Annotated in this window: 21 protein-coding genes; 19 read left to right on the top strand and 2 right to left on the bottom strand. The window is 47.6% G+C overall.

What is annotated here, in order from left to right:
• Positions 1-2 precede the first annotated feature (2 nt).
• From J0M30_05455 to J0M30_05495, 9 genes are all read left to right on the top strand, one after another.
• The gene (locus tag J0M30_05455; protein ID MBN8666932.1) at positions 3-1,520 is read left to right on the top strand and encodes a RagB/SusD family nutrient uptake outer membrane protein; all 1,518 of its coding nucleotides are present in this window, start codon (positions 3-5) and stop codon (positions 1,518-1,520) included.
• Between the two features lie 21 nt (positions 1,521-1,541).
• A complete protein-coding gene (locus J0M30_05460; GenBank protein MBN8666933.1) occupies positions 1,542-3,596 on the top strand; it encodes a hypothetical protein in 2,055 nt (684 codons plus the stop codon).
• 16 nt (positions 3,597-3,612) lie between these two features.
• On the top strand, positions 3,613-4,512 hold the full coding sequence (locus J0M30_05465; protein ID MBN8666934.1) for a PKD domain-containing protein: 900 nt from the start codon (positions 3,613-3,615) through the stop codon (positions 4,510-4,512).
• Between the two features lie 106 nt (positions 4,513-4,618).
• The gene (locus J0M30_05470; GenBank protein MBN8666935.1) at positions 4,619-5,638 is read left to right on the top strand and encodes a family 16 glycosylhydrolase; all 1,020 of its coding nucleotides are present in this window, start codon (positions 4,619-4,621) and stop codon (positions 5,636-5,638) included.
• A gap of 36 nt (positions 5,639-5,674) precedes the next feature.
• Positions 5,675-6,568, top strand: coding sequence for a glycoside hydrolase family 16 protein (locus J0M30_05475; protein MBN8666936.1), 894 nt, complete (start codon positions 5,675-5,677; stop codon positions 6,566-6,568).
• Between the two features lie 210 nt (positions 6,569-6,778).
• A complete protein-coding gene (locus J0M30_05480) occupies positions 6,779-10,210 on the top strand; it encodes an isoleucine--tRNA ligase (protein ID MBN8666937.1) in 3,432 nt (1,143 codons plus the stop codon).
• A gap of 4 nt (positions 10,211-10,214) precedes the next feature.
• Positions 10,215-11,066: a TraR/DksA C4-type zinc finger protein gene (locus J0M30_05485; protein MBN8666938.1), complete on the top strand. Its 852-nt coding sequence runs from the start codon at positions 10,215-10,217 to the stop codon at positions 11,064-11,066.
• 81 nt (positions 11,067-11,147) lie between these two features.
• Entirely contained in the window at positions 11,148-12,488 is a 1,341-nt protein-coding gene (locus tag J0M30_05490; protein ID MBN8666939.1) for an alkaline phosphatase family protein, read from the top strand.
• A 68-nt stretch (positions 12,489-12,556) separates the two neighbouring features.
• Positions 12,557-13,027 (top strand): YcxB family protein, encoded by a 471-nt coding sequence (locus J0M30_05495; GenBank protein ID MBN8666940.1) that lies wholly within the window; start codon positions 12,557-12,559, stop codon positions 13,025-13,027.
• Positions 13,028-13,099: 72 nt separating this feature from the next.
• Here the strand turns inward: J0M30_05495 and J0M30_05500 are convergent, their stop codons facing one another.
• On the bottom strand, positions 13,100-13,528 hold the full coding sequence (locus tag J0M30_05500; GenBank protein MBN8666941.1) for a GNAT family N-acetyltransferase: 429 nt from the start codon (positions 13,526-13,528) through the stop codon (positions 13,100-13,102).
• 204 nt (positions 13,529-13,732) lie between these two features.
• On the opposite strand from J0M30_05500, the gene J0M30_05505 reads away from it, so the two are divergent.
• From J0M30_05505 to rnc, 3 genes are all read left to right on the top strand, one after another.
• Positions 13,733-13,969 carry an acyl carrier protein gene (locus J0M30_05505; protein MBN8666942.1) on the top strand — a complete coding sequence of 79 codons (237 nt, stop codon included), beginning with the start codon at positions 13,733-13,735 and terminating at the stop codon, positions 13,967-13,969.
• Between the two features lie 111 nt (positions 13,970-14,080).
• Positions 14,081-15,334: a beta-ketoacyl-ACP synthase II gene (gene fabF / locus J0M30_05510; GenBank protein ID MBN8666943.1), complete on the top strand. Its 1,254-nt coding sequence runs from the start codon at positions 14,081-14,083 to the stop codon at positions 15,332-15,334.
• A 42-nt stretch (positions 15,335-15,376) separates the two neighbouring features.
• Entirely contained in the window at positions 15,377-16,105 is a 729-nt protein-coding gene (gene rnc, locus J0M30_05515; protein MBN8666944.1) for a ribonuclease III, read from the top strand.
• A gap of 126 nt (positions 16,106-16,231) precedes the next feature.
• On the opposite strand, the gene mce is transcribed toward rnc, so the two are convergent.
• Complete coding sequence (gene mce, locus J0M30_05520; GenBank protein ID MBN8666945.1) at positions 16,232-16,636, bottom strand: methylmalonyl-CoA epimerase; 405 nt, start codon at positions 16,634-16,636, stop codon at positions 16,232-16,234.
• A 190-nt stretch (positions 16,637-16,826) separates the two neighbouring features.
• Between mce and J0M30_05525 the strand changes: the two genes are divergently transcribed.
• The 7 genes from J0M30_05525 to alr all read left to right on the top strand — a co-directional run bounded on the left by J0M30_05525 (position 16,827) and on the right by alr (position 25,324).
• A complete protein-coding gene (locus J0M30_05525; protein ID MBN8666946.1) occupies positions 16,827-18,041 on the top strand; it encodes an IscS subfamily cysteine desulfurase in 1,215 nt (404 codons plus the stop codon).
• A 108-nt stretch (positions 18,042-18,149) separates the two neighbouring features.
• The gene (gene iscU, locus J0M30_05530) at positions 18,150-18,569 is read left to right on the top strand and encodes a Fe-S cluster assembly scaffold IscU (GenBank protein ID MBN8666947.1); all 420 of its coding nucleotides are present in this window, start codon (positions 18,150-18,152) and stop codon (positions 18,567-18,569) included.
• 35 nt (positions 18,570-18,604) lie between these two features.
• The gene (locus J0M30_05535) at positions 18,605-18,955 is read left to right on the top strand and encodes an iron-sulfur cluster assembly accessory protein (protein ID MBN8666948.1); all 351 of its coding nucleotides are present in this window, start codon (positions 18,605-18,607) and stop codon (positions 18,953-18,955) included.
• 139 nt (positions 18,956-19,094) lie between these two features.
• On the top strand, positions 19,095-19,814 hold the full coding sequence (gene gldF / locus J0M30_05540) for a gliding motility-associated ABC transporter permease subunit GldF (GenBank protein MBN8666949.1): 720 nt from the start codon (positions 19,095-19,097) through the stop codon (positions 19,812-19,814).
• A 7-nt stretch (positions 19,815-19,821) separates the two neighbouring features.
• On the top strand, positions 19,822-21,558 hold the full coding sequence (gldG, locus tag J0M30_05545; GenBank protein MBN8666950.1) for a gliding motility-associated ABC transporter substrate-binding protein GldG: 1,737 nt from the start codon (positions 19,822-19,824) through the stop codon (positions 21,556-21,558).
• A 194-nt stretch (positions 21,559-21,752) separates the two neighbouring features.
• Positions 21,753-22,697, top strand: coding sequence for a TerC/Alx family metal homeostasis membrane protein (locus tag J0M30_05550; GenBank protein MBN8666951.1), 945 nt, complete (start codon positions 21,753-21,755; stop codon positions 22,695-22,697).
• 83 nt (positions 22,698-22,780) lie between these two features.
• On the top strand, positions 22,781-25,324 hold the full coding sequence (gene alr, locus J0M30_05555; GenBank protein MBN8666952.1) for an alanine racemase: 2,544 nt from the start codon (positions 22,781-22,783) through the stop codon (positions 25,322-25,324).
• The last annotated feature ends 14 nt before the right edge of the window (positions 25,325-25,338 follow it).

A 25,338-nucleotide genomic window follows, 5' to 3' on the forward strand; every position in this document is an offset into this window, starting at 1 on the left:
ATATGAAAAGGAACAAATTTTCCATATTGACCGCAGGACTGGTGCTCGTGTTTACCACGTTCACCTCCTGTAAAAAATGGCTTGATTATAATCCGCATGATGATTTCCGCACAACGGAATTGGATTATCTCAAGTCTGAAAGCGATTACCGCACCATGGCGGTAAGCGTATATACCCCGATTCAATGGCTTAACCAGGCCGTAGTGGTTGGTGAGATCGCGTCTGACAATGCCGTAAGCGGAGGAGAGAATGCCTCCGACGTACTGGCCTTACAGCAGATCGATGATTATACCCATACACCGGTCAATTCACAATTGACCGAATTGTGGCAGGCCGCTTATGAAGGCATCAACCGGGCGAACTATATGCACCAGTATAAGGATAAAAACCTTGCTGGCGAAACCATCAATTTTGCCGGAAAGGACGCGTTGTATGGTGAAGTATATTTTCTTCGCGCCTACTATTATTTCCATCTTGTAAAGTTTTTTGGCGATGTGCCACTCTTTACCGATCGTCGGTTGTCGCTTAGCGATTCACGTCAGTTAAGTCGTGCTTCCAAAGCCGATGTGTATGCTGCTATCGAAGCCGATCTTACCAGTGCGATCGCTGTACTGCCTGCCGTGCAGGTAGAGAAAGGACGGATCACCAAGTATGCCGCACAGGCCTTGCTGGGTAAGGTCTATCTGTATCAGCAGAAATATGACCTGGCCGCTTCCACGCTGGACAATGTCATCACATCCAATGCTTTTTCGCTGGTATCCAATTTCGCTGCCATGTTCCTGTCAACCGGTGAGAATGGACCTGAATCCGTATTCGAGATTCAGTACAGTAATGGCTCTCCTTATTATAACTGGGGTGGAGTCACCCGTGGTCAGGGCAACCTCTCTGTTCAACAGTGTGGTATCCGGGGCCTGAATGGTTCGGCAGATATGCCTTATGCCTCTGGTTGGAGTACCAATCTTCCCACCCAGAACCTGGCGAATGCCTATACAGCCGGTGACCAGCGCAAGGATGCGACCATTCTTGATATTGAGGCCTATAAAGCCGCCAATCCTTCGTACAATATTACCTACCAGGTAGCTCCGTATAAAAATACCGGTTTGTATAACCAGAAATACCATCCCAGAAAGGGACAAACCTCTGGTCAGATCGAGTTGAATTACCTGAACAACTATCGCACCATACGGTATGCCGATGTATTGTTGATGGCTGCTGAAGCTTTCAATAAAGCATCCGCTCCCAATGATGCCAAGGCACAGACCTACCTCAATCTGGTTCGTCGCCGGGCCTTTGGAGACAATCTCCATGACATCACTTCAACAGGCAATGCCTTGTATGAGGCGATATTGACCGAGCGCAGACTGGAACTGGCCATGGAAGGAGACCGTTTCTTTGACCTGGTACGCACCGGAAAAGCAGCGGGTACAATAGCTGGTTTTGTTCCTGGTAAACATGAAGTATTCCCCATTCCTCAACAAGAAGTGGAAATTTCTGGTATTGCACAAAATGATGGATACTAAGCCCCACCAAAAAACGATTGTATGAGAACAATAAAGATTTTATCTGGATTACTGATGATGCTGGCCTTTACGGTTAGCTGCACCCGCGAAGAGTTTGATGACCTTTCGCTGGTGGCCAGTGGCACCGCGCCGGCCAACCTCTCCGTCCTGTTTGAGATCACACAGGACAATACGGGAAATGTGACGATCACACCCAATGGAGAAGGGGTATCATCCTACGAAGTATATTATGGCGATGGAACAACGGTTCCTGCCAAAGTGAGCCCTGGTAAGAACACCACACACCGCTATGCCGAAGGGCAATACCCGGTGAAGATCGTGGCCTATGGGATCACCGGCAAAACCACCGAGTTCACCCAGCAACTCACCGTGTCCTTCCGGGCACCTGAGAACCTCGATGTAACAATGGCCATCGACCCCAATAACAATTTTAAAGTAAATGTATCAGCGACCGCAACCTATGAGACCAACTTCAGGGTTTATTTTGGCGATGTGCCCAATGAAGTGCCCATCACCTTTATCGAAGGCCAGACCGTCAGCCACACCTATGCGGCTGTTGGCGACTATACAATTAAAGTGGTGGCCCTGAGTGGAGGTGCAGCAACGACTGAATATTCGCAAGTGATGAGCATTGTGGATCCCGTTTTGTTGCCATTGACCTTTGAGTCATCGACCATCAATTACACATTCAACAATTTTGATGGAGGTGATGCCAGTGTGATCGCCAACCCACAGATCGGTGGTATCAATACCAGTGCTAAAGTGGGACGCATGATCAAAAATCCCGGACAGGTCTGGGGTGGAAGCTGGATCGGACTGGGTAGTGCGATCGACTTCTCCACGAACAAGTATTTCCTGATGAAAGTATTTTCTCCCCGCGTAGGCGCCAAAGTGCTCCTGAAAGTAGAGAATGCTTCCAATGGCGCCATTGCCTATGAGAAGGAAGTGACCACGACAGTGGCGAATGCCTGGGAAGACCTGTTGTTTGATTATACAGCGATCAATACGGCCAATGAGTATCACCATATCGTTTTGATCTTTGAACTCGGTACAGCTGGCGATGGAACGTCCAACTTTACCTTCCTGTTTGATGATATCCGCCTGGTGAGCACACCTCCTCCCGCTATCAGCCTGCCTCTGGATTTTGAATCGACATCACTGACCTACAATTTTACCAATTTTGACGGTGGTGATGCATCGGTGATTGCCAATCCACAATCAGGTGGCATCAATACCAGTGCAAAGGTTGGACGCATGATCAAAAACAATGGACAACCCTGGGGTGGTTCCTTTATTACCCTGAACGGTCCCATTGATTTTACCAACAAATACTTCCGGATGAAAGTGTATTCTCCCCGGGTAGGTGCAAAAGTGCTCCTCAAAGTGGAGAATAGCGCCAATGCTGCACAGAACTATGAGAAGGAAGTGACCACCACGGTAGCGAATGGCTGGGAAGATCTGGTATTTGATTATACCGCGATCAATACCGCCCAGAGCTACGACCGCATTGTGCTGATATTTGAATTGGGAACTGTGGGAGACGGATCGGCCAACTTTACCTTCTATTTTGATGATATCCGACTGGTAGCTACTGCTGCTTCAACGGATATCGCCCTGCCCCTGGATTTTGAATCCACTACGCTCACCTATTCCTTTACCAATTTCGATGGTGGAGATGCCAGTGTGATCGCCAACCCGCACCCGGGTGGGATCAACACCAGCACCGCAGTGGGACGCATGATCAAAAATGCCGGTCAACCCTGGGGTGGCAGCTGGATCGGTTTGACCAATCCCATCAATTTTGGAGCAGGCACTACTTTCAAAATGAAAGTGTACTCTCCCCGGGTTGGTGCTAAAGTATTATTGAAAGTAGAGAACCAAACCAATGGCGGTATCAGCTTTGAAAAAGAAGTGACCACCACCGTGGCCAATGCCTGGGAGGAACTCACGTTTGATTACTCCGGTATCAACCTGGCCAACACCTATCAGAAGATCGTTTTGATCTTTGACCTGGGTACTGTCGGTGATGGCTCTGCCAACTTCACATTCTATTTTGACGATATCAAACTTAACTAACTATAAAAGACAGATCATGGTAACTAAAATAAAAGCAATCGGCGTTCTGTTCCTGATGGGGGTACTCACCATCATCAGTTGCAAGAAGGAAGAATATTCCTTTGGTACGCTCAAGTCACCTGAAGGTCTTACCATCACCACGGCCATTACCGGGGTAAATGCCTCCAATCCGGATGGCGATGGCTCAGGACTGGTACAAGTGACCGTTTCAGCTACAGATGCCCTCACCTATAAGATCGACTTTGGCGATGGTATCAGTAAAATGGTTCCCGGTGGTGATATCACCTATAAGTATAATAATCCCGGCACTTTTGACTACACCATTACCGTCAACGCGATCGGTAAAGGGGGTACTACTACAACCCTCAGCAAACGGATCCGTGTGTTTGTAGCGTTTGAAATCCCGGCCGAGATCGTAGCCGCCCTTACAACGGGTACATCACGGGTTTGGGTAACGGATAAAGATGCCCCCGGACATTTTGGTGTAGGACCATCGGATGCCTTTTCACCGATCTGGTATGCTGCTCCTCCTAATACCCGCGAAGCCTGTGCCTACGATGATGAGATCACCTTTAGCAAAGATGCCAATGGACGTATCTTCATGAGCGTAGACAATAAAGGACAATCCTTCTCGATTGGAGCGTCTGTTCCTTTCTATGGATTTGCCGGAGGGGATGGCTGCTATGGTACCAGTACAGGAGGTAATAAACAATTGACCTTTATGCAGGCAACTTCAGGTTCTACCAGCGCTGTCTCCACCCAGATTCAGTTCATGGTTCCAGGGAATGGGATCATTAACTTCGGTACTGGCGGAACAATGTATGAGATCCTCTCCATTTCCAATACAAGCATGAACCTGCGGAATATTGGCATTGACGGGAATTCATGGTATCAGATCCTGAAACCAAAACCATAAATTGATGTTAGATGTCGGATGTTAGAAAACAGGGAATAATTACAATCCAACATCCAACATCCGACATCCGACATCAAATTTCATTATGTCCTTAAACCTGTGCATCATGCGAAAACTAACTTTTCTGATCTCCTCCTTAGTCCTTCTTGCATTTTCCTGCAAGAAAAAGGGAAATGGTACCGATGACCTTCCTCCCTCCAACCTGCAGGTAACAGCCAATGTGAGTACCGATAATAGCGGGAACGTCCAGTTTGTGGCTACGGCTACCAATGCAGTAAGCTATGAGTATGGATTTGGGAATGGAGTTTTTCAAACTGTCAGTTCAGGTACGGTCACGTATAAATATCCGGCTTCGGGTACCTATACTGTTACAGTTACAGCACGAAGTGCAAGTGGGCAAACAGTATCTACCTCTATCCAGGTAACCGTTACAGTGACATTGACCCTTGTATGGTCAGATGAGTTTGACGCACCAGGTGCACCCAATCCGGCCAAATGGGGATATGACCTGGGTGCTGGCGGATGGGGCAATAACGAAGTACAGTACTATACCAACCGATTGGATAATGCAGTGGTCTCTGGTGGTACCTTGAAGATCATTTTAAAAAAGGAAACATTTAGCGGCAGCCCTTATACTTCAGCACGCCTGTTATCCAAGGATAAATATTCCTTTAAATACGGCAAGATCGAAGCCCGGGCCAAATTACCAGCCGGGGGAGGTACCTGGCCTGCCATCTGGATGCTGGGTAATAATATTGGGAGTGTGAACTGGCCCGCCTGCGGAGAGATCGATATCATGGAACATGTAGGCAATACCCTGAACAAGATCTATGGCACGGTTCATTATCCCGGTGCCAGCGGTGGTTCTGCCATTGGCGGCACAGTGAATATCAGCAATGTTTCTACAGAGTTTCACCTGTATGCCGTGGAATGGACACCCACCTCGATCAAGTTCCAGGTGGATGGGGTAACCTTCTTTACGTTCACCAATACACCCGCACTGCCCTTTAACCAGAATTTCTTTATCATTCTCAACATCGCCATGGGAGGAAATTTTGGAGGTGCTATCGATCCCGCCTTTACCGAAAGCCAGATGGAGATCGATTATGTGCGGGTCTATCAATAAGCGATACGTGGCGAGAAACCTGTTTCAACCAACAACATGAAAAAGCAGCAACTGATCATATGGAGCCTCTTGTTGGGAGGAATCACCCTGCAACTTTTCACCCAATGCAATTCCGCTACGGGAAATGGAGCGGCTCCGGCAAAAGATACAGTAAAGACCATCCTCTTTGATGATTTTTCAGGCCCCGGCCTGGATAGCACCCGATGGAGTGTGGAAACAACCGGTATCCATGTCAACAACGAATTGCAGGCCTATATTAATTCTCCCGATGTCATTCACCTGATCGATGGGAAAAACGAGGGCGCGGAAAATGGCGCGCTGGTATTACAACCACAATACCGTCCCGGTTTTGTTACCCCTGACGGTCGCAAATTTGATTTTGTTTCCGGTCGTATCAACACCCGGAACAAGGTACAGTTTGCCTATGGTACCGCCTCTGCCCGGATCAAACTGAGCCCCGGAGCCGGTCTCTGGCCCGCCTGGTGGTTATTGGGCAATGGCGAATGGCCCGCCACCGGTGAAATCGACATCATGGAGTATGTGGGAGAAACCGACTGGGCCAGCGCCGCGGTGCATGGAACAGGGTATAGTGGGGATGCCGGTCTGGTAGACCGGTATTATTTCCCGGATAGCAATGATGTAACCCAATGGCATATCTATTCGGTGGATTGGGGACCAGACAGCCTCATCTTCTATTATGATGGGATCCCTATGTTCCGGGTCACCAAGCCTATGACCGAATTCTTTGGCACCTGGGCCTTTGATAACCCCAAATACCTCATCCTCAACTTTGCGGTAGGTGGCGTATTCCCCTATAAAGTAAACGGGATCAAAGAACCCTATTACGGTCTTTCTTCCAATACCCTCGAGTCCATCAAGAAAGGTGAAAGCCGAATGGTGGTGGATTGGGTGCGGGTAGTAGGGAGATAGTATTTTATTTTTTTATTTCTCGCAGCGGACGCAGAGAAAATTCGGGCGCAGCGGCCTCCTTATTATCGGATTTAATACTTCCGTTGCGTTCGTTGCCTCTTTGCGTACGCTGCGAGAAATAAAAAACTCATGCAATCCTCGTAATCCGTGTTAATACCAAGACCGGAAATCCAAAAATCCTGGTTACCTTTGCCCCCTTAAAAATCGCAAATGACCTCGAGGTATAGGGAGTTTTCCGGATTGAATTTACCCGCTATCGAGCAGGATATACTTAAAAAATGGACTGATAATCAGGCCTTTGAGAAAAGTGTGTCCCTGCGAGATGGAGCTACCCCGTTTGTGTTTTATGAAGGGCCTCCCAGCGCCAATGGCATGCCCGGTATCCACCACGTTATTTCACGTACACTTAAGGACCTGGTTTGCCGCTACAAGACCATGAAGGGCTTCCAGGTGAACCGTAAGGGTGGTTGGGATACCCATGGCCTCCCGATCGAGTTGGGGGTAGAGAAGGAATTGGGTATTACCAAAGAAGATATCGGGAAAAAGATCACAGTTGAAGAGTATAACCGCAAATGCCGCGAGGCAGTTTTGCGGTATAAGGATAAATGGGATGAGATCACCCGGAAGATGGGCTATTGGGTTGACCTGAATGATCCCTATATCACTTTCAAGAACGAATACATCGAAACCCTTTGGTGGTTATTAAAAGAATTATACAAGAAAGGCCTGCTCTATGAAAGTGTGAGCATCCAGCCTTATTCACCCGCAGCAGGTACAGGCCTTAGCTCACATGAACTCAACCAGCCGGGTACCTATAAAGATGTCAAAGACACCAGTTGTGTGGCCATGTTCAAAGCAGTGAAGAATGACAGGTCGGCATTTTTGTTTGAGGCAGCTCCGGTGGACGAAATTTTCTTTCTGGCCTGGACCACTACGCCCTGGACACTTCCTTCCAATCTTGGTCTGACCGTAGGGGGTAATATTGATTATGTATTGGTAAAAACGGTCAATCCCTACCTGCACAATACCATCCATATCATTCTGGCCAAGGCCTTGTTGGGTAAATACTTCAAACCGGAGAATGAATCAGGTGATTTCAGCACCTATAAAAACGACGGCAAGAATATTCCTTATCAAATCCTTACCGAATTCAAAGGCTCGGCCATCGAAGGGTGTAGCTATGAACAGTTGTTGCCCTACGAAGCGAACTCTCCAGCCCAGATCGAAGAAATTACTCCGGGCGCAAAACCTTTCCGGGTATTGGTAGGTGATTTTGTGACCACCGAAGATGGTACCGGTATTGTTCATACCGCTCCTGCCTTTGGCGCTGATGACTTTCGCGTTGGGAAGAAATACAATATTGGTATCCTCACCATGGTGGACCGGCAAGGTAAATTTGTCGATGGCCTGGGAGAGTTCAGCAACCGGTATGTCAAAAATTATAAAGACCAACCGGATTATGAAGATGTGAATGTGGACATCAGTGTTAAACTAAAGAAAGAGAACCGCGCTTTTAAAGTAGAAAAATACGAACATAGCTATCCCCATTGCTGGCGCACCGATAAACCCGTACTATATTATCCATTGGACGCCTGGTTCATACGTACCACGGCCATCAAGGATCGTATGGTGGAATTGAACAAAACCATTAACTGGAAACCGAAGTCAACTGGCGAAGGCCGCTTTGGTAACTGGCTGGAGAATATGGTGGACTGGAACCTCAGCCGCTCGCGGTATTGGGGAACGCCCTTGCCCATCTGGCGCAGTGAGGATGGTGAAGAAGTGAAATGCATCGGCTCCATAACCGAACTCAAAGAAGAGGCGCAAAAAGCCATTGATACTTTACCCAGGGAGCTCATAGCGAATAGCCAAAAACAATTAGCAGGGAACATCGACCTTCATAAGCCCTATGTTGACGAGATCATCCTTGTATCTGATTCCGGAAAGCCCATGTACCGCGTACCCGACCTGATCGATGTATGGTTCGATTCTGGGGCCATGCCTTATGCGCAGTGGGGCCTGCCGGATACCTCTTCTGGTAAGTTTGGACCGCTCAGCCCCGAGAATTTCTTTAAGTATCATGCGCTGAAAGCAGATTCCACAGGTACTTCGACATCCGCAAAATCACATATTTTTCCTGCCGACTTCATCGCCGAAGGAGTGGATCAAACCCGTGGTTGGTTTTACACCCTGCACGCGATCGGTTCCCTGCTTTTTGATTCGGTGGCCTATAAAACCGTAGTGAGTAATGGCCTCGTGCTGGATAAGAACGGGAATAAGATGAGTAAACGCCTCGGCAATGTGGTGAACCCCTTTGAGACCATTGAGAAATATGGCGCCGATGCCACACGTTGGTACCTCATCACCAATGCTTCTCCCTGGGACAACCTGAAATTTGATATTGCCGGCATCCAGGAAGTACAACGCAAATTCTTTGGCACCCTTTATAATACCTATCAGTTCTTTGCCCTTTACGCCAATGTGGATGGATTTTCTTTTAAAGAAAAATACATCCCCCTGGCTGAACGTCCCGAGATCGACCGATGGATCCTTTCTTCCCTGCATTCATTGATCAAGAAGGTAAATGGAGCTATGGATGATTATGAACCCACCATGGCCGGAAGGGCTGTGGAGGAATTTCTGGATGAGCACCTGAGCAACTGGTACGTTCGCCTTTGCCGTCGCCGGTTCTGGAAAGGGGAATATGAGCATGATAAGATTTGTGCCTATCAAACATTATATGAATGCCTGGAAACCCTGGTTCGCCTGATCGCTCCGGTTTCTCCGTTCTTTAGTGATGCTGTTTTTCAAAACCTGAATGCTGTTACAAACCGGTTTGGAGTAGATTCGGTACATCATGCAGATTTTCCCACGGCCGATGAATCTATGATCGATACGGCCCTGGAAGAAAGAATGCAATTGGCCCAGGATGCCTCTTCCCTGATCCTTTCCTTACGGAAAAAGGTGAATATCAAAGTTCGCCAGCCCCTTCGTCGTGTTCTGATCCCTGTACTCGATCCCGCGATGATGGCCCAGCTGAAGCAGGTTGAAGACCTGATCAAATCTGAGGTAAATATTAAAGAAGTAGAATATTTAACCGAGACAGAAGGGTTCATCAAGAAAAAGATCAAACCAAATTTTGTGGCCCTGGGTAAAAAGCTTGGACCGAACATGAAAGCGGTGGCCTCCGCCCTTTCTGCCTTTACCCAATCAGATATCACCATTTTGGAGCGGGATGGCGTGTATAATATTCCCATTAATGGTGAAGAAATACCAGTACTTTTATCGGAGGTCGAGATCAGTAGTGAAGATATCCCAGGGTGGACCGTGGCCAATAAAGGCAGTCTGACCATTGCACTGGATATCACCCTCAGTCCTGAATTGGAAAGCGAGGGGAATGCCCGTGAATTTGTGAACAGGATTCAGAAGATCCGCAAGGACAGTGGGTTTGACCTCACCGATCGCATTGAGGTTAAGGTAGCTGCCGCTGATGGAATGAAAAATTCGCTGGGAATGTTTAATGCCTATATTTGCGCGGAAATTCTGGCAGACAAACTGGATATTTTACCAGTTTTGACAGACGGTATAGATATTGAAGTAAATGAGATCACACTTAAAGTTCAGGTAATTAAAAAAGGGTAAGCGTATGCCAAACAAGAAAAAAGCGGCACCCAAGAAAGCAGCCAAACCCGCTAAAAAAGCGGTGGTAAAGAAAGCGGCTCCCAAAAAGGCGGCCCCCGCCAAGGCGGCTGCTAAGAAGCCTGCCCCGGCCAAGAAAGCCCCGGTCAAAAAGGCCCCGGCGAAAAAGGCCCCGGTAAAGCCCGCTCCCACGCCCAAGAAAGCGATTGCTAAGAAACCGGCTGCCCCTGTGGCCAAAAAACCAGAGCCCAAAAAGGCAGCACCTGTTGTAGTAGCCCCGAAACCGGTGGCAAAAAAACCTACTTCTTCCGCACCCGATCCGAAATCACTCGTTTCCGTAAAACCCGTAATCAAACCCATTGTGAAAAAAGAAACCCCGAAGCCCTCGAAAGTGGTCATCCCTAAAACGACCGTTAAGACAGTTAAAAAGTATGAACCTGAGTTTACGCGGTCTGTACTTGATACACCCAATATGGAGCATACCGGCCCTACCCAGCGGTATAGTGATGCCGACCTGAATGAATTCAGGGAGATCATCATGAAAAAACTGGATGCAGCCAAAAAAGAGCTCAATTATCTCCAGGGTCTGATCACCCGTAAGGATGAAACCGGAGATATGGATGAAGGCCGCTATATGACCATGGAGGATGGTAGCGTGAGCATGGAAAGAGAACAGCTTAGCCAGATGGCAAGCCGTCAGATCACCTTTATTGATCACCTGGAAAAGGCCATGATGCGTATTGAGAATAAAACCTATGGTATTTGCCGGGTTACTGGTAAACTGATCGATAAGGCCCGCCTGCGTGCTGTGCCCCATGCCACCCTGAGCATCGAGGCCAAACAGATGATGAATAAGTAATCTTTTCTACGATATTCTTTGATCTATTGTGATACCGGTTCCCAGGAACCGGTATTTTGTTTCACCCCAACACACTTGCGCATGAAAAAACATCTGCTTTTCTACTTGACATTTCTTTTACTAGGTCTGTCCGCAATTTCCCAGCGAAACGGCCTGGTGGCCGGTCCCATGCTGGGCCCTGTTGAACTTCGCGAAGCCCGTCTCTGGGTAGAGGTTACCCCACAGGTAAAGGCTGTAGCCCTACGGTATTTCAAAAAAGGAGAGCCCGCGCTTGCAAAGACCAAATCCTATAAAGGGGTATTGGGTCAGGATTTCAATCCCATTCAATTATTGGTCGGGGGGCTTGAGCCTGCCACTACCTATATGTATGAATGGTGGGTGGATGGTAAACCATCGGGCGCCAAAGGCAGTTTCACTACAAAAACCCTTTGGCAATGGCGAGACCCGGCTCCGGATTTTTCCTTTCTTACCGGTTCCTGTGCTTATTTTAATGAGCCTGCCTATGACCGTCCCGGCACACCCTATGGAAAAGACACCTCCATTTTCCTGACCATGGCCAAAGAAAATTCAGCTTTCATGCTCTGGCTGGGCGATAACTGGTACACCCGCGATGTGGATTTTGCAGAATGGGGGCTTTGGTATCGGGCGCATCATGACCGGGCGCAACCCGTATTGCGCGACCTGCTGAAGAAGATGCCCCACTATGCCACCTGGGATGATCATGACTATGGCCCGAATGATATTGGGACAAATTTTATTTTAAAAGATAAAACAAGGGAGGTCTTTTCCAACTATTGGTGTAACCCATCCTATGGGGAGGATGGCAAAGGCATCTATACCCAGTTCAGTTATTCCGATGTAGATTTTTTCCTCACGGATGACCGCACCTGGCGCAGTGCCGATGAAATGCCCGATAGCATCAATGGTCTGCCCAATCCCGATAAACGCATGCTGGGCAAACAACAAATGGATTGGTTGAAGAATGCCCTGCGATATAGCATGGCCAGCTTTAAGGTGGTAGTTGTGGGTAGCCAGGTGTTAAATCCCGTTTCTCCCTTTGATAAGCTGCGCGATTTTCCGGTTGAATATGGTGAACTCATGGCTTTTTTAGCAGATAATAAGATCAAGGGTGTGGTATTCCTGACCGGTGACCGTCATCACAGCGAAGTAATCCGGGTGGAACGCCCGGGTACGTATCCCCTGTACGATGTAACGGTTTCTCCGCTTACCTCCGGTACCCATGTTTTTGGTTCCGCAGAAAAAAATAACCCTTATCGTGTTTACGGGTTGGATCAAAAGCAGAATTATGGACGTATCAGTATCACCGGAAAGACCGGGGAACGTATCTTGCAGGTCAACTTTGTGGGGGTGAATGGGGAGGATTATGGAAGTTGGAAGGTTTCGGAAAAGGAACTTCAGTAAGAGAAGATTTTAAGGGCTAATAGCTAATAGCTTTTGGCCATTAGGGTAAATCAAAGAATTTTATTCAAATGACCATTCAGTTTTCCTACGACAAAAGTAAAGTGCTCCAGGCGCTGCGCTATCATTTTATCAGCCAGAAGGAGTTACGCCTCATGCTCATTCTTGTCAATGTATTTGCGCTGACTTCGGCTGCTTTATTCTTTTTTAAAAAGGTCACCCCGCTTGCTTTTTTACTTGGTTCATTTCTCTGGTTTGGCTTTATGATCGTCATCTGGTTTGTGCTACCACTCGTCATTTACCGGAAGGCGGATACATTCAAAGATCATTTTACGCTGCATTTTGGTGAGCAGGAATTTACATTGGGAAATGAACGTGGTCAGCGTGCTTTTCCCTGGAGTACCGTTAAGAAAATGGTAGAGAGCCCGCATTTCTTTCATTTGTATTTTGATACCAAATCTTTTTTCCTGGTGCCTAAAGATGCCTGTGAAGATGTGGTGGGTGTTCGTAAGTTGATGCGGGAGAAAGTAGGGAGCAAATAGTAATAAGAAATAAGGAAGTAGGCGCACCTGGCTATTCTACTTCCTTATTCCTTATTTTCTATTTCTTATTTCCTAGAGGGCTTTTTCCATTTCATAATGCGGAATGGAGATTTCCAGAAATTCATCACTCACAACCTGATATCCCATTTTCTCAAAAAAACCTACTACAGGTTTGCGGGCGTGCATATTGAGTACTTTATAACCCTGGTCGCGGGCGATGTTTTCGGCAAAAAGGATCATTGCTCGACCAATACCCTTACCTTGCAGGTCGTTTAGGACGGCCATTTGCCGGAGACGGACTTTATCATTGGATTCTTTAACCAACATACAGCAACCCAGGATACTTTCATCCTCAAAGGCTCCGATCAGGAGGTTTTCTTTTTCTTTTTCCAATTCTTCTTTAGAAAAATGGATTCCGATCGGCCGACGCAGGATATCGTCCCTTAACTTTACCATGAGTAGGTATTCGGGGGTGCCGTGGTCAATTATTTTAAGGGCCATCCGTGTTGGTTTTGGGGGTCGTTTCGGTGAATCAATTCAATTTACAACATCATATTAACATGACCAATCCGCCATTTCCTATTCATTTGTCCGAAATACCCTCAAAAGTCATTAATTATCAATTTTTTAGGAAAAAAATGACCTTTGCGTTGTGATTTATTCAAAAATTATATTTTTGCACCCTAATAACCAAATTATTGAAACATGTCAGACATCGCCTCCCGAGTAAAAAAGATCATCGTAGACAAATTAGGTGTAGACGAAGCAGAAGTAACAAGTGAAGCTTCTTTTACAAATGATTTAGGTGCCGATTCCCTTGACACCGTTGAGTTGATCATGGAGTTCGAAAAAGAATTCAACATCTCCATTCCCGATGAACAGGCTGAAACCATTACTACTGTGGGTCAGGCTGTCGCTTACCTGGAAGAAAACGCCAAGTAATTGCGCCCGCAGTTTGCGGGGCTGAATGGAAATAAAATTAAATCCGCCTTCCGCCTGTTTACAACAGCGAAGGCGGTTTTATCTTTAACACAATAACAATCCACAGGCACTATGGAATTAAAAAGAGTAGTTGTGACGGGGATGGGCGCCTTGACGCCGCTTGGCAATACGATAGACGAATATTGGAACAGTTTGATCAATGGAGTTTCCGGCGCCGCGATGATCACCCAGTTTGATGCCAGTAAGTTCCGGACAAAATTTGCTTGTGAAGTAAAGAATTTTGAACCTACCCAGTACCTGGATAAAAAAGAAGCCCGCAAGATCGATCGCTTTACCCAATTTGCCCTGGTGGTAAGTGACCAGGCCATGGCCGATGCAGGTCTGGGTCCGGATAATATCGATCCGGATAAAGTAGGGGTGGTCTTTGCATCAGGTATTGGCGGATTGATCACCTTTCAACATGAGGTAACAGATTTTGCCCGCGGCGATGGTACCCCTCGCTTCAACCCTTTTTTCATTCCCAAGATGATCCTGGATATTGCGGCGGGTCAGATCTCCATGCGGCATAATCTGCGCGGACCCAACTTTGCCGTGGTGAGCGCCTGCGCCAGCAGCACCAATGCCATCATTGAGGCCTATAACTTACTCCGGTTGAACAAAGCCGATATCATCCTCACCGGCGGAAGCGAGGCCGTGATCTCCGAAGCAGGAGTAGGAGGATTTAATGCCATGAAGGCCATGAGTGAGCGGAATGATAGTCCCCAAACCGCCAGCCGCCCCTACGACAAAGACCGCGACGGTTTTGTGATGGGAGAAGCCGCCGGTATGTTGGTACTGGAAGAATTGGAACACGCCAAAGCACGTGGTGCCCGTATCTACTGCGAAGTAGTAGGAGGTGGCGCTACCGCCGATGCCCACCACATCACCGCCCCACACCCGGAAGGATTGGGTGCCCGGAATGTGATGCTTGCGGCCCTGCGTGATGGTGAAATGGAGGCTACGGAGATCGATTATATCAATACACACGGAACCTCTACACCCATAGGGGACGGAGCCGAGGTAAAGGCCATTACACAAGTATTTGGCGAACATGCCTATAACCTGAATATCAGTTCCACCAAGTCAATGACCGGGCACTGCCTGGGCGCTGCCGGGGTGATCGAAGCCATTGCCTGTATCAAAGCCGTGATGCACGATATTGTACCCCCAACGATTAACCACTTTACCGATGACCCGGAACTGGATCCTAAATTGAACTTCACTTTCAACAAGGCCCAGCAACGAACCGTGAATGCAGCCCTGAGTAATACTTTTGGGTTTGGTGGTCACAACGCCTGTGTCATCGTTAAAAAGTACAAGGGATAAGTAAATTTCTTGACCGCGAAAAAAAATTGTAGTTTACAAATCGTGGATTTTTTCAAACGTATTTTCAAGAACCGTGGGTTTTCGTTTAAGGGGGAACTGAAGAATATTCTTGGTTTCACCCCCGGCAACCTTTCGCTGTACAAGACCGCCCTTACCCACCGTTCCGTGCGCGAAAATTCGGATGAGAACAACGAACGCCTCGAATACCTCGGAGATGCTGTACTGAGCGCCCTGATCGCCGATTACCTGTTCAAACGTTACCCCTACAAGGATGAAGGCTTTCTGACCGAAATGAGGAGCAAGATGGTGAACCGCCAGCAACTCAATGAAATTGCAATGCGGATGGGGATCCGAAAGGTCACACTCTACAACAAGAATGATAATTCACTCAAAGTAAGCCAGATCTTTGGCAATACTCTAGAAGCCCTGGTAGGAGCCATTTATCTCGATAAGGGATACAAGAAAACCAGTGTATGGGTCACCAAACGCATCATTCTCCCCCATATGTTCATTGATGATCTGGAATTACTGGAGATCAATCACAAAAACAAACTCTATGGCTGGGCCAATCGCAATGGCCATAACCTCGAATTTGAAACCGTAGAGGAAAAGATCGAGAATGGCCGCCGGTTATTCACCATCGCGGCTGTAGTGAATGGTGAAAAAGTATCTATCGGCCGGGCCTATAACAAAAAAGACGCCTCCCAGATCGCCTCACAATTGGCCGTGGAGAAACTGAATATCGCGACTAGTGAGAGCCGTGAGACGTGAGGCGTGAGAAGTGAATAGTGAATTATAGAAGCTGTTCCTTATGGTCAATAACTTATAACCTTTAACCAAATATTTGTTCCCCATTCACCATTCACTATTCACTATTCACTATTCACGTCTCACGCCTCACGCCTCACGCTCCTGACAAAGCTCCACCAACACCCCATTCGTCCCTTTTGGGTGCAGGAAACAAACGAGTTTATTATCGGCGCCGTTCTTGGGTTTCTCATTTAGCAAAACAAACCCTTCCTGTTTCAACCGCTCCATTTCGGCATAGATATCCGTTACATCAAAAGCGATATGGTGCATGCCTTCCCCTTTTTTTTCAATATACGTGGCGATCACACCGGTAGGGTCAGTGCTTTGCAATAACTCGATCTTGTTGCTGCCCGTCTGGAAAAATGCCGTGTTCACTTTCTCCGATTCCACTAACTCCTGTTTGTAGCAAGGGGTGTTCAATAACTTCTCAAACAGGGGAATGGACTTTTCTAAGTCTTTGACGGCGATGCCGATATGTTCAATTTTGTTCATATGAGGAGGGTTTAAATACAAGCTTTTAGCTATTAGTCTTTAGGTATTGGCTAACCGCTAACAGCTAAAGGCTTATCTCATTTACGATTTTGGTAAAAATAGCCTCTGGCCCTCATTTCGCCCATGACATTGACAACTTTTTGGGGTAATTTTGTGTTGTAACGAAAACGAGCGAAATCATAGAGATATGTTGAAATTCCCCATTTATTTGGACCATAACGCGACCACCCCCTGCGACCCGCGTGTTGTAGAGGCGATGATCCCGTATTTTACTGAAAGTTTTGGTAATGCAGCCAGCCGGAACCACCCCTTTGGGTGGCAGGCGGAAGAGGCGGTGGACTATGCCCGTGAGCAAGTGGCCCAACTGATTGGAGCCGATCCCAAAGAGATCATCTTTACCTCAGGTGCTACCGAAGGGGACAACCTGGCCATCAAAGGGGTGTTTGAGATGTATGCTTCCAAGGGTAACCACATCATCACCTGCAATATCGAACACAAAGCTGTACTCGATACCTGTAAGCATATTGAGAAAGAGGGTGGGGAAGTAACCTACCTCGATGTCAATAAGGACGGATTGGTTGATCCCAAGGACGTAGAAGCGGCCATTAAGCCCAATACCATCCTGATCGCCCTGATGTATGCGAATAACGAGATTGGAACAGTAATGCCCATCCGGGAGATCGGTGCCATTGCCAGAAAGCATGGTGTACTGCTCTTTACCGATGCCACCCAGGCAGTAGGTAAGATTCCCGTGGATGTTAAAGCAGATAATATCGACCTGCTGGCTATGACCGCACACAAAATGTATGGTCCCAAAGGGATTGGCGCTTTGTATGTACGCCGCAAAAATCCCCGGGTCAAAGTGACCGCACAAATGGATGGCGGTGGCCACGAAAGAGGCATGCGCAGCGGTACGCTGAATGTACCCGGTATCGTTGGGTTTGGTAAGGCCTGTGAATTGGCCCGCCTGGAAATGGACCAGGATGCCAAACGCCTGGTGGTATTGCGCGATAAACTGGAAACTGCCTTGCTGGGTCTGGAAGAAGCATACCTGAATGGCGATAAACAACACCGCCTGCCCCATGTCAGCAATATCTCCTTCAAGTATGTGGAAGGAGAAGGGTTGATGATGGGCTTTAATAAGGAAATCGCCCTTTCATCTGGTTCGGCCTGTACTTCAGCCTCCCTGGAACCCTCCTATGTGCTTAAAGCTTTGGGGCTGGGAGACGATCTGGCACACAGTTCGCTGCGTTTTGGATTGGGACGTTTCACCACAGAAGAACAGATCGATTATACCATTGAGCAGGTGTCCCGGACCGTGAACAAACTGAGAGAAATGAGTCCCCTTTGGGAAATGTACAAAGAGGGAATCGATATGGATACGATCGAATGGGCGCATCATTAAAAGGTTGTCGGATGAAAGATGTTGGATGTCAGTATTTAGTAATACCTAACATTTAACAACCAACATCCAACATCTAACAATTATCTTTCAACAACAAAACAAACTAAAATGGCATACTCCGATAAAGTAATCGACCACTACCAGAACCCCAAAAATGTGGGCACACTGGACAAAAGCAAATCGAATGTAGGTACAGGCCTGGTTGGCGCTCCCGAGTGCGGTGACGTTATGCGTCTCCAGATCGAGGTAGACCCACAGTCCGGACTGATCACCGATGCCAAGTTTAAAACCTTTGGTTGTGGCTCCGCCATCGCCTCTTCTTCCCTGGCCACCGAGTGGCTCAAAGGAAAAAGTGTGGATGAAGCCATCAAGATCGACAATATGGAGATCGTGGAAGAACTGAACCTTCCTCCGGTTAAGATCCACTGCTCTGTTCTGGCAGAAGACGCGATCAAAGCGGCTGTAAACGACTACAGAAAAAAGAACGGGCTGGAAGAGATCAAGTTTGAAGAAAGCAGCGTACACTAAAAGCTGATAGCTCTTAGCCTCTATAATTGTAAAGAATGACAACGCTCGAAAACGCCATATTTGTCTCCGATAAAGCAAAATCCAAAGTCGCCCAACTCATGAGCGATGCCGGTATTGGCGCAGACTCCACTTATTTCCTTCGGGTTAGTGTGGTGGGAGGAGGATGCTCTGGCCTGAGTTATAAATTGGACTTTGACAACGAACAAAAACCCATGGACCAGGTGTTTGAGGATAATGGGGTGAAAGTGGTTACCGACCTCAAAAGCTTCCTTTACCTCGTAAATACTACCCTGGATTTTTCCGATGGGCTTAATGGGAAAGGATTTTACTTTACCAACCCCAATGCAAGCCGTACCTGCGGCTGTGGGGAAAGCTTCGCGGTATAAAATTTGGTCGGAGGTCCGAAGTCGAAGAACCGATTAAAGGTCTTGGTATTAATGTCGGTCTTCCGACTTCGGACATCGGTCCTGATTCCCACGATTTCCAGCGAATACATATCACCATTTTCCTGTAAATTGCCCCCTTATGTGGGCCGTTTGCAAAAAAGAACTTCGTCAATTTTTCAGCAGTCTTACCGGCTATATCGCCATTATTGTTTTTCTACTGGTAAATGGCCTTGTCCTCTTTGTTTTTAATAACAATATTCTGGATACGGGATATGCCACCCTGGAACGTTTTTTCCAACTGGCTCCCTGGGTATTGCTTTTGCTGATACCCGCCATCACCATGCGCAGTTTCTCCGATGAGTTCAAATCGGGTACCTGGGAACTGCTCCAAACCCGACCGCTCCGTCATCGCGACATCATTTTGGGAAAATACCTTGGCAGCCTCGTAGTTGTCTTAGTGGCCTTAGTACCAACCTTTGTCTACTTTGTGACCATCCAACAACTTTCCGGTCAGGAAGGACTTGATACGGGCGCCACTGCGGGTTCCTATATCGGACTGATTCTGCTTTCTGCTGTATTTACCGCTATCGGCATTTTTACCAGCAGTCTTACCACCAACTCAGTAGTGGCCTTTATCCTCAGCCTGATCGGATGTGCATTGCTCTACTATGGCTTTAACGCCATTAGTGCCCTGCCGGTCTTTTCCGGCAATGCCGATTATTATGTGGAAATGGCCGGTATCGACTTTCATTACCGCAGCATAAGCCGGGGAGTGGTGGATACCCGCGATCTGGTCTATTTCCTCAGTGTGGTCCTGCTCTTCCTGCTATTTACCAGCCGAAACCTGCTAAAACGATAAGCGAAACATGAAAGATCAAAAGACAAATTCCGGACGCTCCCGTTTTGGTTGGTGGATTTTCCTGCTGGCTTTAGTGGCCATTAATATCATAGCTGTATTTTTTCATCAGCGCATAGACCTTACCAGTGAGAAACGATATACTCTGAGCCAGCCTACCAAGAACCTGTTATTGTCCCTGGATGCTCCTACCCGGATCGATGTGTTTCTGAAAGGGGAATTTCCGGCGGGTTTTAAGAAACTTGCCAACAGCGTACAGGAATTTCTTCAGGAATGTCAGGAGTATGCCGGAGGTAATCTGGAGATCCGTTACCTGGAACCTTTCAAAGGACTGGATGATTCGGCGGCAGCCTATCTGGCCGATTCTCTCCAGTATTTTTATGGCCTTCAGGCTTCCACCCTTCAGGCTCCCGGAAAGGTAGGGGATGCCATCAGTTTCAAACAAGTGATACCCGGGGCACTCATCCATTACAAGGATACCACTGTTGGGGTCAACCTGCTCAAAGGAGTTCGTTCCTATGGAACGGAACCCGAACAACTGGCCGCACTTTACAATGATGTGGAAGCCACGCTTGAATACAAATTTGCTTCCGCTCTTCAAAAGGCCACTGCAGAAAAAAGACCGCTGGTCGGATATGTGGTGGGGAATGGTGAAAGCTGGGGGTATAATGTTGACGATGCCCTGCGTACCCTGATAAGGGAATACCGGTTTGATACGATCAACCTCCAAACCGATCGTTTCATTCCGTCTGTATTTGATGCGTTGGTGATGGTGAAACCAACCATCCCTTTTACCGAAGATCAAAAGCTAAAACTCGATCAATACCTCATGCGGGGCGGAAAGCTCTTTTGCATGATCGATAACCTGTACGATGGATTTGATAGCCTCTATAATAAAGATGGTTTTATAGCCTACGATCGCGGTCTGAATATTGAAGACATGCTGTTTCGCTATGGAGTGCGCATCAACCAGGCCCTGTTGCAGGATATGCAAAGTGATAAGCTTCCTCAGGTAAGCGGACAAGCCGGACAGCAACAGCAAACCCGCCTTGTGGATTGGCCCATCTTCCCGGTATTGAATGGGACAAAGCATCCCATCTCAAAGAATATTGACGGAGTGAGAATGATGTTCCCCTCCACCGTGGATACGGTAACTGCCGAAGGGGTGGACAAAACCATCCTGCTGCAATCCTCTGCCAATGCCAGAGTGATCCCTACGCCTGAAAGAGTGAGTTTTGATTTCTTCCAGATCGCGCCGGATATCAAAGAGTTTAATAAACAGTATGTACCCATGGCCGTACTGTTGGAGGGGAAATTTCGTTCCCTCTTTGCCAATCGTTTGCCCCGGGCCATGGCTGATACTTTGGCACGATTATACAATACTCCTTTCCGTGCGGAAGCTGAACCTGGCGCCAAACTGATTGTGGTGGGCGACGGGGACCTTCCCATGAGTCAGGTAAGTCAAACCGATGGCCCTCTTCCCATGGGAATGAACCTGTTTACCAGGGTGCCCTATGCCAACAAGGATTTTTATGAAAATGCATTGGACTATCTGGTTAACCCATCCGGTATTCTGGAAACAAGAGCCAAAGACTATACCCTTCGTCTGTTAGACCCTAAAAAAGTAGAAGCGAAAAAAGGCATGTGGCAAGCCATCAATGTCGCTATTCCGGTTTTATTGGTATTGGCTTTTGCCTTTATTTACCAGCGGGTAAGGAAGGGGAAGTATGGGAAGCGTGAGGCGTGAGAGGTGAGGCGTGAGACGTGAGAGGTGAGACGTGAGACGTGAGACGTGAGAGGTGTATGGTGAGTAGTGAATAGTGAATGGTGAATTTTCTGATTATAGATGACTCACGATTCACCTCTCACGACTCACGACTCACGATTCACGACTCACGACTGACGTCTCACGACAAAACAAATAACTTTAGTAATATAAATATGACCCACGAACAAATAACCTATCTCGTATTCGCCATCGTGCTTGTTGTAGCCGTGGTGCTCGATCTGGGTTTGCTGAGTAAGAAGAATGCGGTGATCAGCATTCAGCGCGCCTTATGGCAGACCCTGTTCTGGGTAGGTCTGGCGGTGGCCTTCTTTGGCTTTATGTGGGTGGAAAATGGGCAGAATAGTGCCGTGTTATACCTCAGTGCCTATCTCACCGAATGGAGCCTGAGTATCGATAATATTTTTGTCTTTATCCTCATTTTTGGATTTTTCAAGATCAAACCACAATATGTTTCCCGGGGGCTAATGATCGGTATCCTGCTGGCCATTGTATTGCGTATCGCCTTTATTGCGATCGGGGTAGAGCTGGTGGAAAAGGCCGGATGGATACTGTACATTTTTGGTGCCTTTCTGCTTTATACCGGGATCAAGATTTTTACGGTGAAGGAAGAAGATGAGTTTGACCCTGCCAATAATCCGGTCTACCGGTTTATGAACAAAGTTTTACCGATTGTGCCGGAGGACGGGAACGGAAAATTTGTGATCGTACGGGAAGGCCGGAAATATTATACCAATATGTTTGTGGTGATCGTATTGCTGGCTACCACCGATATCATTTTTGCCGTGGATAGTATTCCGGCTGTATTTGCCATTGTGCAGGATTCACCGGATAAAGAGTTGATCATTTATACCAGTAATATTTTTGCGGTGTTGGGTTTGCGTTCCTTGTATTTTTTGCTCAAAGGCGCAGCCAACAAATTCGCTTACCTGCAGCAGGGAATCGCCATTGTGCTGATTTTTATTGGGGTAAAAATGTTGATCTCTTATTTCCATATTCATATACCGGCCTACATTTCATTGATCGTGATCGCGGTGTGTATCTTTGGTTCGATCGGGTATTCGATGCAGGTCGCCTCTGAGAACAAGGAAAAAAAATAAACTGCAGCGACAGAGCGTATTATTGATTTTTAATAATCAATAATTCCCGGCATCTATGTAGTTTGAAATTTTAGTGCCTTATTATGAATTATACCCCGATAGAAATAGGCTCGCTGCTTAACGGCCAATGGCTTCGGAACCCTCCGGAGTTATCGATCGGGTATCTTACGTTTGACAGTCGAAAAGTTTTCTTTCCTTCTTCTTCGGTCTTCTTTGCCCTTACGGGTGAGCGGCGTAATGGGCAGCGCTATCTCCCTGAGTTATATCAAAAAGGGGTTCGGTTTTTTGTGGTGAGTGAGCCTGTGGATATATCCCTTTATCCCGAAGCAGGGATACTGCAGGTGACAGATACACTCACTGCCTTGCAACAACTCGCGGCCTGGCACCGTTCCCGGTTTGATATTCCAGTGATCGGTATTGCCGGAAGCAATGGCAAGACCATTGTAAAGGAATGGCTCTTTCATTTATTGAATGATCAGTTAAGGATCGCAAGAAGCCCGCGTAGTTATAATTCCCAGATCGGAGTACCTCTCAGCCTTTGGTCGCTGACTCCCGAACACCAACTCGGGATCTTTGAGGCTGGTATTTCCCAGCCCGGGGAGATGGAGAAGCTAGCCCGCATGATACGTCCCACCATTGGCCTGTTGACCAATATCGGTGATGCTCATGATGCCGGTTTTTCTAGCCGGGCAAGTAAACTGACAGAGAAGTGCAAACTTTTTGCCGATTGCAAAACAGTGATCTTTGAATATGACCTGCCCGCGCGGCATGGCCTGACTTTGGAAGATCTGTTTCCCGGTAACCCCCAACTATTCACCTGGAGCCGGGTATACCAGGAGGCCACACTCTTTGTTTCCTCGGTCGAAAAAACATCAAATGATACCGAGATCAGTTTCCAATACCAGGACAATCACTTTTCGCTTCGTATTCCTTTTACGGATCAGGCGGCCATAGAGAATGCAATTCATTGCACCGCGGTCATGTTGCATTTGGGATATTCAGCGGAAAAGATCAGGCAGGGTTTGGCAAAATTGACGCCGGTCAATATGCGGTTGGAAAGGAAGAAGGGGATCAATCATTGTACCATCATCAATGACAGTTATAGTGCCGACCTGCATTCCCTCCATATTGCCCTTCAATTTTTACAACAGCAGCATGGTCAGCAACCAGGTACCGTGATACTGTCAGATTTTTTACAAACGGGTATCGACAGCAAGGAGCTCTATGCACAAGTGGGGCGTGAGTTGGTACAGGCGCAGGTATCCAGGGTCATTGCCATTGGAGCGGAAATTTCCACTACACTTACCTTGCCCGAGTCCATCCGGCTGGAGATATACCCCGATACCGGGTCTTTTATGCGGGGATTTCGCTTTGCCCATTTTCACGAAGAGACCATATTGATAAAAGGCGCACGCGCTTTTGCCTTTGAACAGATCGTGCAACTGCTTGAAGCCAAGTCACATGAAACCGTGCTTGAGATCGATCTGAATGCGCTGGTCCACAATCTCAAAACCTACCAGAAATTATTAAAACCCAATGTGCGCACCATGGCCATGGTGAAAGCTCTGGCCTATGGGAGTGGCGGGGCTGAAGTAGCCAGCCTGCTTCAGTTTCATAAAGTGGATTATTTGGGAGTGGCCTATGTGGATGAAGGGGTAGAGCTTCGGGCAGCCGGAGTATCACTCCCCGTTATGGTACTCAATACGGAGGAAAGCAGTTATGAGGCCCTGACCTTGCATGGGCTGGAACCTGTATTGTATTCACCAGCATCGATGCTTTCTTTTGATCAGTACCTGAAAGACCAGGGTATCACGAATTACCCGGTTCACATTGAGCTCGAAACAGGAATGAACCGACTGGGTTTTTCAGAAGATGAATTGAGTACCTTACTTGGATTGGTTGAACAAGGCGCATCTTTTGCAATACAAACCGTATTCTCTCACCTGGCAGGAAGTGAAGACCCGGGATTGGATGATTTTACGATTCAACAAGCTGGTCGTTTTGATAAATTGTATGATATTATTGCTCGAAGTATAAGTTCTCGCAATGCTGATGATTCGGGACGCAAAGACCCTGGTGTCCCCAGGTCTCGGGAACAGGAAAAACAGACCTTGCTTAAACATCTCGCGAATTCCGCAGCCATTGTACGCCATCCAGATCTTCAGTATGACATGGTCAGGTTGGGCATTGGTCTTTACGGGGTTGCAGGAAAAGCGGAAGCAGACCTCGGCCTGCAGCCGGTGGCCACCCTTCGTTCGACGATCGCCCAATTAAAGCGCCTGCATCCTGGTGAAACGGTCAGCTATAACCGGCGTGGCGAGGTAAAACGTGAATCCCTGATCGCTACCGTGCGCATTGGCTATGCCGATGGATATTCCCGTAAGTTGGGACATGGTGCAGGGAAGATGTTGGTCAAAGGGCAACTGGTCCCCACCATCGGTACCATTTGTATGGATATGACGATGATCGATGTAACCGATATTCCGGGTATTGCCGAAGGCGATGAGGTGATCATATTTGGGAAAGAATTACCGATCCAGCAGGTGGCTGCCTGGGCGGGTACCATTCCCTACGAAGTGATGACCGGTATCTCAGGAAGGGTGAGGAGGGTGTATTTTGAGGAGTAGTCGGTCGGATGTTG

Source organism: Chitinophagales bacterium (assembly GCA_017303415.1).
Lineage (GTDB): Bacteria > Bacteroidota > Bacteroidia > Chitinophagales > Chitinophagaceae > SpSt-398.

Coding starts and splice junctions, on each gene's coding strand:
- J0M30_05505 (MBN8666942.1), top strand. CDS start 13,733: ATGTCAGACATCGCCTCCCGAGTAAAAAAGATCATCGTAGACAAATTA.
- J0M30_05500 (MBN8666941.1), bottom strand. CDS start 13,528: ATGGCCCTTAAAATAATTGACCACGGCACCCCCGAATACCTACTCATG.
- J0M30_05460 (MBN8666933.1), top strand. CDS start 1,542: ATGAGAACAATAAAGATTTTATCTGGATTACTGATGATGCTGGCCTTT.
- J0M30_05470 (MBN8666935.1), top strand. CDS start 4,619: ATGCGAAAACTAACTTTTCTGATCTCCTCCTTAGTCCTTCTTGCATTT.
- J0M30_05550 (MBN8666951.1), top strand. CDS start 21,753: ATGACCCACGAACAAATAACCTATCTCGTATTCGCCATCGTGCTTGTT.
- alr (MBN8666952.1), top strand. CDS start 22,781: ATGAATTATACCCCGATAGAAATAGGCTCGCTGCTTAACGGCCAATGG.
- fabF (MBN8666943.1), top strand. CDS start 14,081: ATGGAATTAAAAAGAGTAGTTGTGACGGGGATGGGCGCCTTGACGCCG.
- J0M30_05475 (MBN8666936.1), top strand. CDS start 5,675: ATGAAAAAGCAGCAACTGATCATATGGAGCCTCTTGTTGGGAGGAATC.
- J0M30_05490 (MBN8666939.1), top strand. CDS start 11,148: ATGAAAAAACATCTGCTTTTCTACTTGACATTTCTTTTACTAGGTCTG.
- J0M30_05485 (MBN8666938.1), top strand. CDS start 10,215: ATGCCAAACAAGAAAAAAGCGGCACCCAAGAAAGCAGCCAAACCCGCT.
- mce (MBN8666945.1), bottom strand. CDS start 16,636: ATGAACAAAATTGAACATATCGGCATCGCCGTCAAAGACTTAGAAAAG.
- iscU (MBN8666947.1), top strand. CDS start 18,150: ATGGCATACTCCGATAAAGTAATCGACCACTACCAGAACCCCAAAAAT.
- J0M30_05480 (MBN8666937.1), top strand. CDS start 6,779: ATGACCTCGAGGTATAGGGAGTTTTCCGGATTGAATTTACCCGCTATC.
- gldG (MBN8666950.1), top strand. CDS start 19,822: ATGAAAGATCAAAAGACAAATTCCGGACGCTCCCGTTTTGGTTGGTGG.
- J0M30_05455 (MBN8666932.1), top strand. CDS start 3: ATGAAAAGGAACAAATTTTCCATATTGACCGCAGGACTGGTGCTCGTG.
- gldF (MBN8666949.1), top strand. CDS start 19,095: ATGTGGGCCGTTTGCAAAAAAGAACTTCGTCAATTTTTCAGCAGTCTT.
- J0M30_05495 (MBN8666940.1), top strand. CDS start 12,557: ATGACCATTCAGTTTTCCTACGACAAAAGTAAAGTGCTCCAGGCGCTG.
- J0M30_05535 (MBN8666948.1), top strand. CDS start 18,605: ATGACAACGCTCGAAAACGCCATATTTGTCTCCGATAAAGCAAAATCC.
- J0M30_05465 (MBN8666934.1), top strand. CDS start 3,613: ATGGTAACTAAAATAAAAGCAATCGGCGTTCTGTTCCTGATGGGGGTA.